The 13,308-nt window shown below is 65.6% G+C and carries 14 protein-coding genes; 4 read left to right on the top strand and 10 right to left on the bottom strand.

All coding sequences use genetic code 11. The features are described 5' to 3' along the window. Window positions 1–71: 71 nt before the first annotated feature. Together WIN67_RS15615 and WIN67_RS15610 are read right to left on the bottom strand one after the other, a co-directional pair. Window positions 72–1,550: an alpha/beta hydrolase gene (locus WIN67_RS15615; RefSeq protein WP_339069117.1), complete on the bottom strand. Its 1,479-nt coding sequence runs from the start codon at window positions 1,548–1,550 to the stop codon at window positions 72–74. Continuing rightward, window positions 1,547–2,224, bottom strand: coding sequence for a helix-turn-helix transcriptional regulator (locus tag WIN67_RS15610; RefSeq protein WP_180988385.1), 678 nt, complete (start codon window positions 2,222–2,224; stop codon window positions 1,547–1,549). The genes WIN67_RS15615 and WIN67_RS15610 overlap by 4 nt, the downstream gene beginning before the upstream one ends. A 214-nt stretch (window positions 2,225–2,438) precedes the next feature. Here WIN67_RS15610 and WIN67_RS15605 point away from each other — a divergent pair, with 214 nt between their 5' ends. The 3 genes from WIN67_RS15605 (at window position 2,439) to WIN67_RS15595 (ending at window position 5,929) form a co-directional block, all read left to right on the top strand. Continuing rightward, window positions 2,439–3,854 (top strand): MFS transporter, encoded by a 1,416-nt coding sequence (locus WIN67_RS15605; protein WP_339069114.1) that lies wholly within the window; start codon window positions 2,439–2,441, stop codon window positions 3,852–3,854. A gap of 36 nt (window positions 3,855–3,890) precedes the next feature. Further along, on the top strand, window positions 3,891–5,231 hold the full coding sequence (locus tag WIN67_RS15600) for a DUF6687 family protein (protein ID WP_339069112.1): 1,341 nt from the start codon (window positions 3,891–3,893) through the stop codon (window positions 5,229–5,231). 80 nt (window positions 5,232–5,311) lie between these two features. Further along, entirely contained in the window at window positions 5,312–5,929 is a 618-nt protein-coding gene (locus WIN67_RS15595) for a class I SAM-dependent methyltransferase (protein WP_339069110.1), read from the top strand. A 108-nt stretch (window positions 5,930–6,037) separates the two neighbouring features. Here the strand turns inward: WIN67_RS15595 and WIN67_RS15590 are convergent, their stop codons facing one another. The 5 genes from WIN67_RS15590 to WIN67_RS15570 form a co-directional block, all read right to left on the bottom strand. Beyond that, window positions 6,038–6,517, bottom strand: coding sequence for a copper chaperone PCu(A)C (locus WIN67_RS15590; protein ID WP_306399546.1), 480 nt, complete (start codon window positions 6,515–6,517; stop codon window positions 6,038–6,040). Further along, window positions 6,517–7,122: an SCO family protein gene (locus WIN67_RS15585; protein ID WP_102880055.1), complete on the bottom strand. Its 606-nt coding sequence runs from the start codon at window positions 7,120–7,122 to the stop codon at window positions 6,517–6,519. Before WIN67_RS15585 ends, WIN67_RS15590 begins: the two co-directional genes overlap by 1 nt. A gap of 228 nt (window positions 7,123–7,350) precedes the next feature. Then, a complete protein-coding gene (locus WIN67_RS15580; protein ID WP_339069105.1) occupies window positions 7,351–7,767 on the bottom strand; it encodes an NUDIX hydrolase in 417 nt (138 codons plus the stop codon). A 190-nt stretch (window positions 7,768–7,957) separates the two neighbouring features. Continuing rightward, window positions 7,958–8,593: a LysE family translocator gene (locus WIN67_RS15575; protein WP_339071716.1), complete on the bottom strand. Its 636-nt coding sequence runs from the start codon at window positions 8,591–8,593 to the stop codon at window positions 7,958–7,960. An 85-nt stretch (window positions 8,594–8,678) separates the two neighbouring features. Next, on the bottom strand, window positions 8,679–9,488 hold the full coding sequence (locus WIN67_RS15570) for an AraC family transcriptional regulator (protein ID WP_102879324.1): 810 nt from the start codon (window positions 9,486–9,488) through the stop codon (window positions 8,679–8,681). A 164-nt stretch (window positions 9,489–9,652) separates the two neighbouring features. On the opposite strand from WIN67_RS15570, the gene WIN67_RS15565 reads away from it, so the two are divergent. Beyond that, complete coding sequence (locus WIN67_RS15565) at window positions 9,653–10,477, top strand: enoyl-CoA hydratase/isomerase family protein (protein ID WP_265073156.1); 825 nt, start codon at window positions 9,653–9,655, stop codon at window positions 10,475–10,477. Window positions 10,478–10,497: 20 nt separating this feature from the next. Here the strand turns inward: WIN67_RS15565 and WIN67_RS15560 are convergent, their stop codons facing one another. The 3 genes from WIN67_RS15560 to WIN67_RS15550 are packed head-to-tail and all read right to left on the bottom strand — an operon-like array spanning window position 10,498 to window position 13,264. Continuing rightward, window positions 10,498–11,730, bottom strand: a complete 1,233-nt coding sequence (locus tag WIN67_RS15560) for a hypothetical protein (protein WP_339069100.1) — start codon at window positions 11,728–11,730, stop codon at window positions 10,498–10,500. Then, window positions 11,727–12,725: a DegT/DnrJ/EryC1/StrS family aminotransferase gene (locus WIN67_RS15555; RefSeq protein WP_339069098.1), complete on the bottom strand. Its 999-nt coding sequence runs from the start codon at window positions 12,723–12,725 to the stop codon at window positions 11,727–11,729. Before WIN67_RS15555 ends, WIN67_RS15560 begins: the two co-directional genes overlap by 4 nt. After that, entirely contained in the window at window positions 12,716–13,264 is a 549-nt protein-coding gene (locus WIN67_RS15550; RefSeq protein WP_110651757.1) for a hypothetical protein, read from the bottom strand. Before WIN67_RS15550 ends, WIN67_RS15555 begins: the two co-directional genes overlap by 10 nt. Between the last annotated feature and the right edge of the window lie 44 nt (window positions 13,265–13,308).

Raw genomic sequence — 13,308 nt, 5'->3', positions numbered from 1 at the left:
GCCATCGCGGCAGTCGTGCCCCCTCGGAAATCAAGGGGGGAAAAAGGGGGCAGACGCTAACATCCAGCTATTCAGCGAATCAATGATTGAACTGTTGCTTGATCTATATCGGCTTCGATGCGCTGGATCAGGTAGGGGAAGAACGGGTTGGCGGTCAGGCGCATCAGTTCCTCCATGGGCACCACCAGCACGCCGCGTTCACCGCGGGCGGCGATGGTGCCCAGGTGCACGCCGAAGTCTTCTCCGGGGGTGGGCTGGGTCCCGTACAAACCGTCGTCCACAGGGAACGGCAAGGCCACGTGGGACAAGGAAAACACCCCCGCCGGATAGGCCAGGTCCAGGGGCCGTCGCTGGCTGTCCAGGCTCAGGGCGGGGGTGCTGACTTCGGCCAGGGTCGCGCCGCCGCTGCCTTCATTGGTCAGCACCCGGGTGCTGTAGTTGCGCGGCGGTGCCGGCAGCAGGCTGGCCAGGGAGGTGAGGCTGGCGGGGTCCAGCAGGCCTTCGAAGTCCCGGTCCCGGTTGAGGTCGAAAATCACCAGTTCACTACCGTTGGCCGGCAGTTGCCGGTACAGGCCGGTGACCAGGGCGGGGGTACTGACTGTGGCATCTGTCAGTGACTGGAAGCTGAGGATCGGTGGCAACCGGTTCAGGCGCGGGTTGCCCACCAGGGCCAGCAACTGGCTTTGCAGGGCATCGGTCAGCAGCCACGACTGGCGCGCGGCATTGACCGGAAACGAGTTGTACTTGAATGGGTTGTACTCAGGGCGCAGGTTCAGCCAGGCCGCCTTGCTGAAGGCCGGAAACACCGCCGGCCAGCCGGCCACACCGGCAAAGCGCGCCGACGGGGCCACGCCGATCATCGGCGAAATCAGCACCAGGCGCTGGGCCTGCGGCAACTGCGGATTGTCCAGGGCGTCCAGGGCGTACTTGACCGCCAGGGCACCACCGTTGGAGTAACCGACGACATGCAAGGGCGCAGGCGCCGGGACTTCGGCCCGAGCGGCACGCAGGGCCAGGCGGGTAGCGGCCAGCCAGTCCTGCCAGTGGGCGTCGGTCAGGCCGGCCGGCACCGTGCCGTGGCCGGGCAGGCGCAGGCCGATGGCCAGGTAACCGTGCTCGACGTAGCGCCGGGCAACGTGGCGCAAGCTGTAGGGCGAGTCGGTCAAACCATGCAGCAGCACCACCACGCCCCGTGGCGTGCCTGAGGGCCGCAGCAGGTAGGAGCGGTTCCAGTCGGTGGCAAAGCGGGGCGGGTAGACCCGGCTGTCCACGCGATAACGGTTGAAGGGCGGGACCTGGGTCGGGTCCAGGCGGTCGCTGACTTCACGCCGGACTTCGGCAAACAAACGCTCCTCGGCCTGCATCCAGGCCGCCCAGTCGGCGCGATCGATCTGTTCGATGCTCAGTTCATGGGGCACCCGCAGGTGCCAGGGTTGCAGCGTCGGACCCCGCTCGCTGTCGTAGGCACGCCAGGCCAGCAGGGTGAGTGCGGCAACGCCGAGGATCAGCGCGCCCCCCTTGAGCAGGCGCGACAGGGTCGGGGCGATCACGGGCGGGGACTCGGTTGGAGGGCGCTGATGCGATAAACGCAGCGTCGATCGCCAGTGATCAGGTGCTCCACGCGCTGCACCTGCCCCAGGTCGCCAATGGCGGCCTGGAACACTTGCAGTTCGGAGCGGCAGAAGCCCTGGCACTGCTGGGCCGCGACACAGATCGGACAGTGACTCTCGATCAACAGCCAGCCCTCGCCGTCGGCCTCGACACTGGCCATGTAGCCGGCGACTTCACGGATCTGCGCCAGGGCCCGGACCCGTTCTTCCAGGGTCGGTAGCGGGGCGCAGACGTCGAGGTACTGCGCGGTGTTGACCCGCTCCATATCAGTGACGATGCGTTCCACGCCGTCGGCCCCATAGACCGCGCGAATCGAATCGATCAGTTGCAGGGTCAGGTGGGCATGGGTGTCGGGAAAACGGGCCTGGGCCTGCTCGGTCAACACCCATTTCTGCGACGGACGCCCGGCGCCCTGGGCCGGCATCATCTGCCCGGCGATCAGTTCAGCGTCCAGCAGTTTCTGTAGCTGCTGGCGGGTGGCTTCCAGGGACACCTTGAGCAGCGGGGCCAGGTCGGCGGTTTTCAAGGGGCCGCGGGTTTTCAGCAGAAACAGAATTCGCTCGGCGGTGGCTCCGGGGTTCTTCTTCTCGGCAGGGGAGGATATCGAGGACATGCTGGGCCATTAACCAATGCGCAAGTGGGGTATCAAGGGCGTGCAGGACGCTGCTAACCGCGCAAGCATAACAGGCTCCGGCCAAGGGACCCGGCGATTGTCGCGCTTTGAACGACGGATTGGGCAAGAGAGCGAGACGATGAAAAATTAATTATCAAAGTAATTGCTTGTGTAATACAGTGCGGCTTTATCGAACACCCTAAGGGAGCAAGGCATGGCTTCGACAAACGGATGGTCAGCACTGTTACTGGGCAAGAACGGACTGCGCTCGGCAGCCCTGGCCGGTGGCGTGGCGCTGCATGCAATCAATGTGTACCTGGTCACCACGCTGTTGCCTTCGGTGGTCAAGGATATCGGCGGCCTGGACTACTACGCCTGGAATACCACCTTGTTCGTGGTGGCCTCGATCATAGGTTCGGTGCTGTCCACCCGGGCCTTGGGGATACTGGGGCCGAAGTTCGCCTATGGCCTGGCCGGCCTGGTGTTCATGCTCGGTTGCGGTCTGTGTGCCCTGGCCCCGGACATGGGCTGGCTGATCTTCGGGCGCAGTGTCCAGGGCCTGGGCGGAGGGCTGCTGTTCGCCTTGCCCTACGCGATGATCCGCCTGGTGTTCGACGAGCCGCTATGGCCCCGGGCGATGGCGCTGATTTCCGCCATGTGGGGCGCGGCCACCCTGATCGGCCCAGCCGTGGGCGGGGTCTTCGCCGAACACGGCGCCTGGCGTGCGGCGTTCTGGGTGCTGCTGCCCTGCACCTTGCTGTTCATGCTGCTGGCGATCGCCCTGTTACCGGGCAAAAGCCGCGAAACGGCGCCCCGCAGTCCCATTCCCGGGCTGCAACTGGTGTTGCTGACCGCGGTGGTGCTGGCGATCTCCATTGGCAGCATCACACCTTCGCCCGGGTACAACGCACTGGGCCTGGGCGTCGGTCTGGGCCTGTTGCTGCTGGTGGTGGTGCTGGAGAACCGCTCCGGCAAACGTCTCTTGCCCCGCGACAGCCTGAAGTCCGGTAGCCCCTTGCTGGCGCTGTACCTCTCCATGGCGCTGCTGGTGGTGGGCATGACCAGCGAGGTCTTTGTGCCGCTGTTCCTGCAAGAACTGCATCAGCAGACGCCCTTGCTGGCGGGTTACATCGCCGCGCTGATGGCGGCCGGCTGGACCCTGGGGGCGATCTTCAGCTCTGGCCTGAGCCCCCTGGGCGCGGCCCGGGCCATCGCCAGCGGGCCGTTTCTGGTGGTGGCCGGCCTGCTCCTGGCCTGTCTGTTCATGCCTGCCACGGCCACGCCGCTCCTGAGCCTGGGGGCGGTGTGCCTGGCCATGTTGCTGGTGGGCACAGGGATCGGCCTGGCGTGGCCCCATCTGTTGTCCCGAGTCCTGGAAAACGCGGCCGATGACCAGAAGGAGCTGGCGGGCGCCTCGATCACCACGGTGCAACTGGTGGCCACGGCCCTGGGCGCGGCGCTGGCGGGGATGATTGTCAACCTGGCCGGACTCAGCTCCAGCGCCGGTGTTGCCGGTACGGCCCAGGCCGCGGCCTGGCTGTTCGGTCTCTACGCCGGGGTATCGGCCCTGCTGTTTATCAGCATGCGTCAGGTCCGGCGCCACCATACCCGGGCGCTGGCCGAGGCCTGAGGCCTGCCTGACTCATCACACTTCAAGGACATACAGATGAACAGCCTCAATACCGCTTGCCAGGAACAGGGCTTCCTTTTCGATCCGGGAGTCGCCCCATTGTTCGCGCACCTGGACCTTCGCCTGCTGGGGGGACGCGCCATCGGCATTGCCGACAATCAGTTCACCGATCTGCTCAGCGTCCTCGGCGGCCCGGGCTGCGGGGTGTGCAATGGCAACCCCCGGGACCTGCGCCGGGAGAACCTGCGCCAGTTCAGCTATCGCCTGGACGGTTCGGGCGAACTTAGCAGCGCAACGCCGGCGCTGCGGGGGCTGCCCGGGCAGTTGCATCAGCGACTGGCGCCCGGCGCCGGCGAAGCGCCGCTGGAGCTTGGCTTGCAACCCTGGCGCCTGGGGCCCCACAGCCCCTATGGATTCCTGCCCCTGGGCCAGACCCGCAGACGGTCCAATATCTCCCTGGATTCCATCGACAATCCGGCCACCGTGCTGACCTTGTCCCATTGGCCGGCCAACAAGACTCCCAGCGCCTACAAGGCCAACCTGTCCACCACCAGCGCCCTGATCTTTCTCCAGCAGGGGCTGAGGGTGGAACAGGCGCAGGTGATCACCAGCGATCATTTCGATCTTGACGGGCTGGCCTCGGTCTACGCCTTCCTGGCCCCCGAGCAGGCCCTGCGGCACCGTCAATTGCTGATCGATATCGCACGACTCGGTGACTTCACTCGGGGCACTTCGTCCCAGGCCCTGCACTGCGCCTTTACCCTGCATGCCCTGGCCGCCCGAGTGCGCAGCCACAGCCAGGGCGGCAACGACCGGCAACTCATGGCGCGTTTCACCGCACTGCTGCCGCAACTGGCCGATGTGCTGGATAACACCCGGCGTTACGCCGAGCTGTACGACCCGGCCATGCAGGAGCTGCAGCGCAGCACGGCGCTGGTGGAGCATGCCGCCACACGGATCGAAGAGTACCCGGACATCGATCTGGCGATCTTTCGCCTGCCTGACGGCGCATGGCAGGGCGAGGGCGAGTATTTCGGCCTGTCGCCGGTGGCGTTGCACAATCGCAGCCGCTGCGCGGTGCTGGCCATCGTCAATCAGGGGCGTATCGAAATCCGCCAGCGTTATGAAAGCTGGGTCGAGCGCAGCAGCGGCATTCCCCGGGCCCGTCGGGACCTGGCGATCTTCGCCCGGGCCTTGCAGGAAACGGAGCGCACTCCTGGGCAGTGGCACTACGACGGGGTGCAGGCAATCATGCCGGGCCTGAGGTTTGTCGCCGACCGGCCCAGCAGCCACTCCAGCGACAAGTTGCTGGCCGAACTGCGTCAGTTCCTTGGCCACGCCCCGGTGGCCTGGGATGCCAACGGCCAGGCCACATAACGCAGCACCGCCAACTTCGCTTTGCCTGGCGCCCTTGTGCTGTAATTCGCGGCCACCGAACAGCACAAGGAAGCCTGTGGATGCACGAATCCGCCCGTCACATCGTCGATCTGTACCAGCGTCATGCCCAGGCTTGGGACCGGGCGCGCCGGGCCAACACCCAGGCATTTCACAGCGAACAGGCCTGGTTCGAACGCTTTCGCCAGGTCATGGGGTCTGGCCGGCAGGTACTGGACCTGGGGTGCGGCGGTGGCGAGCCGGTAGCGCGCTATCTGCTCGAACAGGGATACGCGGTCACTGGCGTCGACAGCAGCGCCGCCTTGCTGGATCAGTGTCGCCAGCGCTTTCCCCAACAGCAGTGGATCAATGCCGACATGCGCGGTCTGACCCTGGACCAGGACTTTGCCGGCATTCTGGCCTGGAACAGCCTGTTCCACCTGAGCCCGGACGATCAGCGCGCCATGTTTGCCGTGTTCGAACGCCACGCCGGCCCCGGCTGCGCCCTGATGTTCACCAGCGGACCAGCAGCAGGGGAGGCCATCGGCGAGTTCGAAGGCGAGGCCCTGTACCACGCGAGCCTGGACCCGGGGGAATACTGCACCTTGCTCGACACCCATGGTTTCGAGGTGGTGCAGCAGGTCAGTGAAGACCCGGAGTGCTGCGGGCTGACGGTGTGGTTGGCGCGGGGGATTTACTGAGGCTCAAGTCGCCCCGTCTCTTGGCAAGGTGCGGGGCAAAAAAAAGCCGGTTTCTGCTGAACAGAAACCGGCTTTTTCAGATCTTTGGAGCGCTGTCGTTTACCGCACTTAGTGCTTCATCATGCTGTGGTCCGGCGCATCCAGCGCCCGGGCCTCGGCTTGAACCTTGATCGACTCCTTCTCGCCTTTGGCGTTTTCCACGATCAGGGTCAGGGGCACCTTGTCACCCACCTTGATCTGGCCGGTGAGCTCCATGAGCATCACGTGATAGCCGTGGCTGTCCAGGCTGACCTTCTTCCCGGCCGGCAGGGCCAAGGCGTCCACTTGCTGCATGCTCATCACGTCGTTGTGCATGCTCGACTGATGGATCTGCACGTTCTTGGCCACGGGCGATTGCACTTCAACCAGCTTGCTGTCGCTGCTGGCGGTGAGGTCCATGAAAGCGCCGCTGGCGTGCTGGCCAGGGACGGTGGCGCGGACCCAGGCGTTGTCCACCTGGGTCGCGGCGCTGGCGGTGCCGGCCAGGCCCAGCAGGGAGAGCATCAGCAGGGCGGATTGGATCCGGGATGGGCGACGTTGCGAGTTCATTAACAGACCTCCATGACGGTGAGCAGATCTTCCGCGCACTCTTGGGCGTTGAGGGACTGGGACAGACCCAGGCGCAAGGTGCCCCTGGAGTCGTAGACGAAACTGGTGGCGGTGTGGGACAGGGTGTAGGTCGAGCCGCTGGGGATCTTTTCGTAGAACACGCCAAATTCCTTGGCGGTGGCCGCGGTTTCTTCCAGGGTGCCGTAAAGCGCCTCGAAGCTCGGGTCGAAGGCTTTGACGTAGGCGTCCAGCACCTCGGGCGTGTCGCGCTCGGGGTCCAGGGTGATGAACACCACTTTCAGGCGGTCGCCGTCGCGGCCCATGAGTTTCTTGGCCTGGGCGGCGCGGGCCAGGGTAGTGGGGCAGACCGCCGGGCACTGGGTGAAGCCGAAGAAGATCATCGGCATCAGGCCACGGTAGCTGGACAGCGACTTGGTTTCGCCCTGGGAATCGGTGAGTTTGAAGGTGCGGCCGAGAATCTGATTGCTCAGGTCCTTGCCATATTTGAAGGACAGTCGGGGACTGTTGTCGCAACCGGCGAGCAGGCCCAGGCCAAGCACCCCGGCGCTGGTAAGCAGGGTGCGGCGAGTCAGCAAAACACTCATGAAATAACGCCCTTTGAACAGCCAGACAGGCAAAAACCCGCGCATGGTAACAAACAGACGAAAGCAGCGGCGGGCTAATTAGACCAATGCCTGCGGCCATCGGTCGCAGTTTGGGTTGTGGATTGAGCCGGACTCACGGCCAAGTGTCGAACGCTGCCCGGAGGCGGGTCCTGCTGTTGCAGCCATGCCCCGGACAATCAACCTCTGGGCCTTGGGTGATATGCGCGTTCAATCTTCCAGCGCCGCGATCTGCACCAGCGCCCGCACGGCGGCGCGGGTGGCCAGGGTCAGGGGCTTGGGCAACCGGTCCAGCTCGAACCAGGCGATGTCGCTGTGCTTGTGCGGCTCGTTGTTACGCGGCGCCATGGCCGGGGCGGAGGCCAGGTACACCGGGCAAACCCAATGTTCCTGCCGTTCGGCGTCGATCTGGTCCGCCAGGCATAACAGGCTGACGCCTTGCAGGGTCAGTCCGAGCGCTTCGAGGATTTCACGGCGCATGGCCTGCTCCACCGGCTCCAGCCAATCGACCTTGCCTCCGGGCAATCCCCAGCAACCGGCCTCGGGGTCCCACAGGCGCTTGACCAGCAGTAACTGGCCATCGCGGACGATAGCGGCGCCGCATCCCAGGCGAGGCTGTTGTGACATGGCTGTACTCCTGTGCGTTGGGGAGAAGGGCAAGGCCCGTGGTCCTGCCCGGCAGCTGATGTGCGCTTCGCACACTATCGACTGTCAAGGATGACAACCGCGTGTTGCTTTGTTGTTTATTTGTAACTTTCAACGTGCAGGACGGCCGTCGATTCGGTGCCCGGTTTAGAACCTGACTCAAGTGCCCGGCTCAGTGGCGCAACAGGGTGGCCGCGATCACGGCCAGTGCCATGAGGATCAGGATCACCCCGGTGATTCGTTCCAGCCAGGGCAGGGCGCGAGAGAAGCGCTGCCGTACCCGGCCATTGCCAATGACCAGCGCCACCAACACATCCCACAGCAGCACCACGCTGAACATCCATACGCCATAGACCAGCTTCCAGGCGGTGCTGGTCTGGGCGCCCACCAGAGAGGCCAGGCTGACATAGAACAGGGCGTTCTTCGGGTTGAGCAGGCCCGAAAGCAGGCCCGCGCCCAGGCCGCGCCACCAGGTGGCCCGGTGCAGCGCCCGGCTGTCGCCCTGGGCATCCACCGCAGCCAGGGAACTGGTGCCAGCGTGACGGATGAACAGCCAGCCCAGGTAAAGCAGGTAGCCACAACCGGCTAGTTGGATCGCCAGGAACAGCCAGCTGTCGGGGCGCAATACCGAGACCCCGCCAAAGGCCAGGATAATGAACAGACCGTTGGCCAGGGCGATGCCCAGGCAGGCGCCGGTGGCCGGTTTCCAGCCGCTGGCCATGGACAGGCGCGCCACCAGGAAAAAGTCCGGCCCGGGGGAGAGCAGGGCGAGAAAATGCGCGGCGGCGACCAGCAGGAACTGTTGAATCATGAAGGCAGACTTCCAGAGGCGAGAAGGGGCTGGAAGTCTGCCGGGCGTCAGCGCTGGGGTATTGAAGAAAATTGCGCGGCCTTCAGCGCTTGTACAAACCCGGGGTGACCCCGACATGGGCCTTGAACACCCGCTGGAAGTGCGCCTGATCGGCAAAGCCCAAACGCTGGGCCAGGGCCGCCGGGGCCTCGCCGGCCTGCAGCGAGGTGCGGGCCTGGATGATGCGCTGGTTCAATTGGTAGGCGTGGGGCGTCATCCCGGTGGCGGCGCGAAAGGCCCGGATCAGTTGGTAGCGGCTGAGGCCCGCCAGCGTTGCCAGGCGCTGCAGCGGGTGAGCCTGTTGCGCCCCCTGTTGCAGAAATTGCATGACCCGCCGGACCCCGGCGCCGGCCAGGCCCGGATCGGCGGCCAGGGCAATCACCGGCTGCCCCTGCAGCGGAAAGTCGCCAATGAACTCGATCAGCGCTGCTTCCTTGTCTTGCCAACTGGCGGTGGAGAACAGCAGGTCGTTGAGGCGGCAAAAGCGCTGGTACAGATCCCCGTCGTGACTCAACAGCACCTGGCCAGGCGCCAATGCCGCCTGCTGCTGTGCTTCCAGGCGCACGCCTTCGACCCAGCGCGGCTCCAGGTGCAGCATCTGGTAGCTCCAGGCCGTGTCGGGCTGGGGATTGCAGGCATGGGCGCAATGGGCCGGGACGAACACCACGCTGCCGGCCTGGATCAGGGTGGGCCCCTCGGCGCCGCCACTGAACAGGCTGACGCCACGGTCCACGGCGCCGATGGACACTGTCGGGTGGCTGTGGGCCCTGTAGTTGGCGCGGCTGTCACAGGCTCGACGGCTTTCTACGTAAGGCAGGTTCGGGTCGCGCCAGAATTGCGCTGAAGGCGTCATGCTGCAGCTCTGCGGTCAGGGGACGGATGAGCAGGCTAACAGGGTGGATTGCAAGGGTGCCAGTTCGAGCTGAGCGCGGATGCCGGACGGGAGCGCTCGCCAGGGCTGCCTATACTGCACTCGGGTTTCGCTCAACCGCGCCACGACCTGCAACAGGAGCTGCCATGAACTTCAAGGAAATCGCCTACGAGCAGCACGGACCCGTAGTGGTCATCCGCTTCAATCGCCCCGAGCAGCGCAACTGCATCGGCCCTGTGACCCACCTTGAATTGATCGACGCCTGGACGCGTTTTCGCGACGACGAGACGGCCCTGGTAGCGATCATTACCGGCACCGGCGACCGGGCCTTTTGTGCCGGCGGCGACCTCAAGGCCGCCGCGCAACTGGTGCCGTCGAGCGCCGAAGAAATGGCCGCCCATGATCGTGGCGAACGTCCCGGAATCATCGGCCCCAGCCGTTGGGTCGACGTCTATAAACCGGTGATCGCCGCCGTCAATGGCGTGGCCTATGCCGGTGGCCTGGAGTGGGCCTGTTTTGCCGATATGCGCATTGCCGAAGAGCATGCCTCGTTTGGCGTCACCTGCCGCCGCTGGAACATCGGCCTGGCGGACGGCGGCACCCAGCGCCTGCCGCGGATTGTCGGCATGGGCCGGGCCATGGAACTGATTCTGACGGGGAAGGTGATCGATGCCCAAGAGGCGTACCGCATCGGCCTGGTCAACGAAATAGTGCCCAGCGGGCGCTCCCTCAAGCGCGCGCTGGAACTGGCCCAGGTGCTGGCCGGTCTGCCGCAACCGGCGATGCGCTCGGACAAGGAAGCGGCCATCCGGGGATACGGATTGCCCTTGGCCGAGGGCTTGAAGATAGAAGCCCAGTGCTTCAATCGCTCGATCCACGCCCCTGAAACCCAGGAAGGACTGCGCCGCTTCATCGAGCGCGATCACCCTGATCGTGGAGGCCGCCCCGCGACAGGCATGGTCAAGCACTGAGCCCCGTCCAGCCCCGGGACTCAGGCCTGGCCGTGCAATGGCCGGCAGGCTTCTGCCAGGGCGGCGCGCAACGCCTGGCACAGACGCTGGGGTTCGCCGCCCTGGCGAAACCCCTCGACCTGGCGTTGCAGTTCGGCGAAACACCGGCCCTCGGCACTGCGTGCCAGGCTCAGGCGCGGATCGGGCTGGACGTAGCGCGGATCGTCCGGCGCCAGGTACAGGCCGTTGAGGTTCTGGTAATCGGCGTCGATCCAGGCGTACAGGTGATGTTCGAATCTTTCGGCAAACTGATAGCGGCCAAAGTCCATCACCTGCAGTTGCAACGGCGCCACGCTGGACACCCCCGCCAGTTGCACATTGACCCCATCGATCAGTAACGGCGCACCCCGGTTGGCGCTCAACAGGCGGTGCAGCGTCGCGGCCACCTGAGCACTGACCGCCAGCCTTTGCTCATCGCGCCTGACTTGCAGCTCGCCGTTCTCCTGGCACAGGTGAAAGCGCACCGCGCCGCAGCTGCTGGCGGTCAAGCCATAACGCCGCAGCAGAAGCTCGGCCTGCATCAGGGCCCCGGCCAGTTCGGGGCCCTGCCAATAGCGTTGCCACTGGCAGCGCGGGCGGGTGCAGGCCCGACGCAACAGCAGCACCGCCGGTTCCGCCGCACGCCCGTCATGCCACAAGGCATCGAAGCCCAGGTCGATCAGGGCATAGGCCGGCAATGGCGTGATCGCCGCGCCGGCGTGGCTCATGGCGGCGAACACCAGGTGCTCCATCAGCACTTCATGCACCGCCTCGGCCAGGGTCAGCAAGCCGTTGGAATGGGGCAACTGCGGAGCTTCGTCCGGCGGCACGCCAATGCCCTTGATGTCGAACAGCACCTGCTCGCTGGCCGGCGCGCACAGCACCGCGGCGCGCCCATAACGCGGCGGACGCCAGGCCGTTACCCGTCGGTCGTCCAGGGCAATCGGGGTGTTGATGCCCTGGGCCGCTGCCTGGCTGGTGGATATATAAGCGGCGTGGTCCAGCAGCCAGCGGTCGATGGCCTCCTCCGTTGCCCCCTCCCAGGGGGCATCGAAGTCGGCACGCAGCGCCGGGTAGTTGGCGAACAGCACCCGCGCACCGGCCACCCCGAGCAACTGTTCCGTACTCAGCGTCTGACCGCTCTGGGCGTAGTCAGACAGTCGTTGCACCCGTGGGCCTGCGGCGAAAGGCTGGTTCAGATCGTGCTGGGGTTGCCAGGCGGCGGGACTGTTCATCGAGTGTCTCCGGCCCAGGCATCCAGGCGCCCGGGGTGGTCGAGGGCGGCGATTGGGTCCAGCAGGACCCAGTTGCGGCGCAGTTCCAGGCTGGCTTGTGGCCCCTGGGCCACTTCGCTACGGCCGCGCAGCATGGGCAGCTCCCGCAGCGCGCCGGCCGCCGGGGCGCAGACCCCCAGGGCGTCGGCATGGGGGCTGTGGCGCAGGCGTTCGAACAACTGCGGTTCGCGGGTGCGGATCGCCAGGTATTGACCGTTGGGCAGCGCCGATCCGGCCGCGGTCCAGGGCTCCAGGCCGGCATCGCGCAGGCGTGCCAGCAGCCCGGGCATCTGCTGCCGCAGGCGCTGGCTGCGGGCCTGGGCCCTGGCGACGGCGGGTATCAGCGCCGGCAGGGCATGAATCGACAGGGCCGGGCTCAAGGCCGGGCAGGCGCGGGAACGCTGGCCCGGCGACCAGACGTCGATATCGCCATCCACCGCGAGGTCACCGAACAGCGCGCCACCGCCGCCAATGTCCAGGGCCTTGCCGTGGCCCAGGGAGGTGACCACCAGCGATGCGCCGGGACAGCACAGATCCCAGGCACCGGCGCTGTCTTCGATGATGGGCAGGCGCGGGCCGAGCAACTGGCGCAAGGCCGGGATGTCGCAAGGCAAGCCGTATTGATGGACCGCGATCACCGCGTCCAGGCCAGGGATATGGGGCGCCAGCGCCTCGCTGCTGAGCAGCAGGTCGGCGGCGTTTTCGATAATCACCGGTATCGCGCCGGCATTGAGGACGGCGGCCACCACTTGATGGCAGGTGGCGGCCGGAACCGCGACCCGCCAGGTGCCGGTGACCCCCAGCTGGCGCAGCGCCAGTTCCAGCGCCGCGGTGCCGGAACCGACCAAGGCACCGTGGCGCCGCTGATAAAACTGCGCGAGCCAGGACGAGCACGGCAGCCGATCGGCCTCCCGTGCCCGCCACTGGCCATCGGCAGGACCTGGAACTACTTGCACTTGTCCATGGCGCAAGCGGTGAGGGCTTCGACCTTGCACTTGTCCATGGCACAAGCAGTCAGGGCTTCAACTTTGCATTTATCCATTGCGCAGGCGGTCAAGGCTTCGACCTTGCACTTATCCATGGCGCAAGCAGTCAGGGCCTCGACCTTGCACTTGTCCATGGCACAAGCGGTCAGGGCTTCGACCTTGCACTTGTCCATTGCGCAAGCAGTCAAGGCTTCCACCTTGCATTTATCCATGGCGCAAGCGGTGAGGGCCTCGGCCCGAGGGCCGCCGATGCGCCAGCTGGTGAACTTGCTTTCCGGCAGCGCACCGCGCTTGACCACATCCAGGTGCAGGGTGCGGGCTTCATGGTCGTTGCATTCGAGCAGGATCTCGTCCTCGGCGACCGCGAAGTGATCGTGCAGCAGGCAGAGTCCGAAGCGATCCAGGTTGCCGTGGCGCTCCAGTAGCTCATGCAGGTCATTGATGAATTGCGCATCAGACACCCCCAGTGGCATGGCTTCGTCAAAGGAGGGATTGGTGTGTCCGTTCATGTGGTGTACTCCAATATGTTTGATTTAAACCGGTCATCTTCATC

It is taken from the genome of Pseudomonas idahonensis, assembly GCF_037903935.1.
Lineage (GTDB): Bacteria > Pseudomonadota > Gammaproteobacteria > Pseudomonadales > Pseudomonadaceae > Aquipseudomonas > Aquipseudomonas danubii.
Note: the sequence above shows the minus strand (reverse complement) of the source record. Positions and strands in the feature narration are given on the sequence as shown.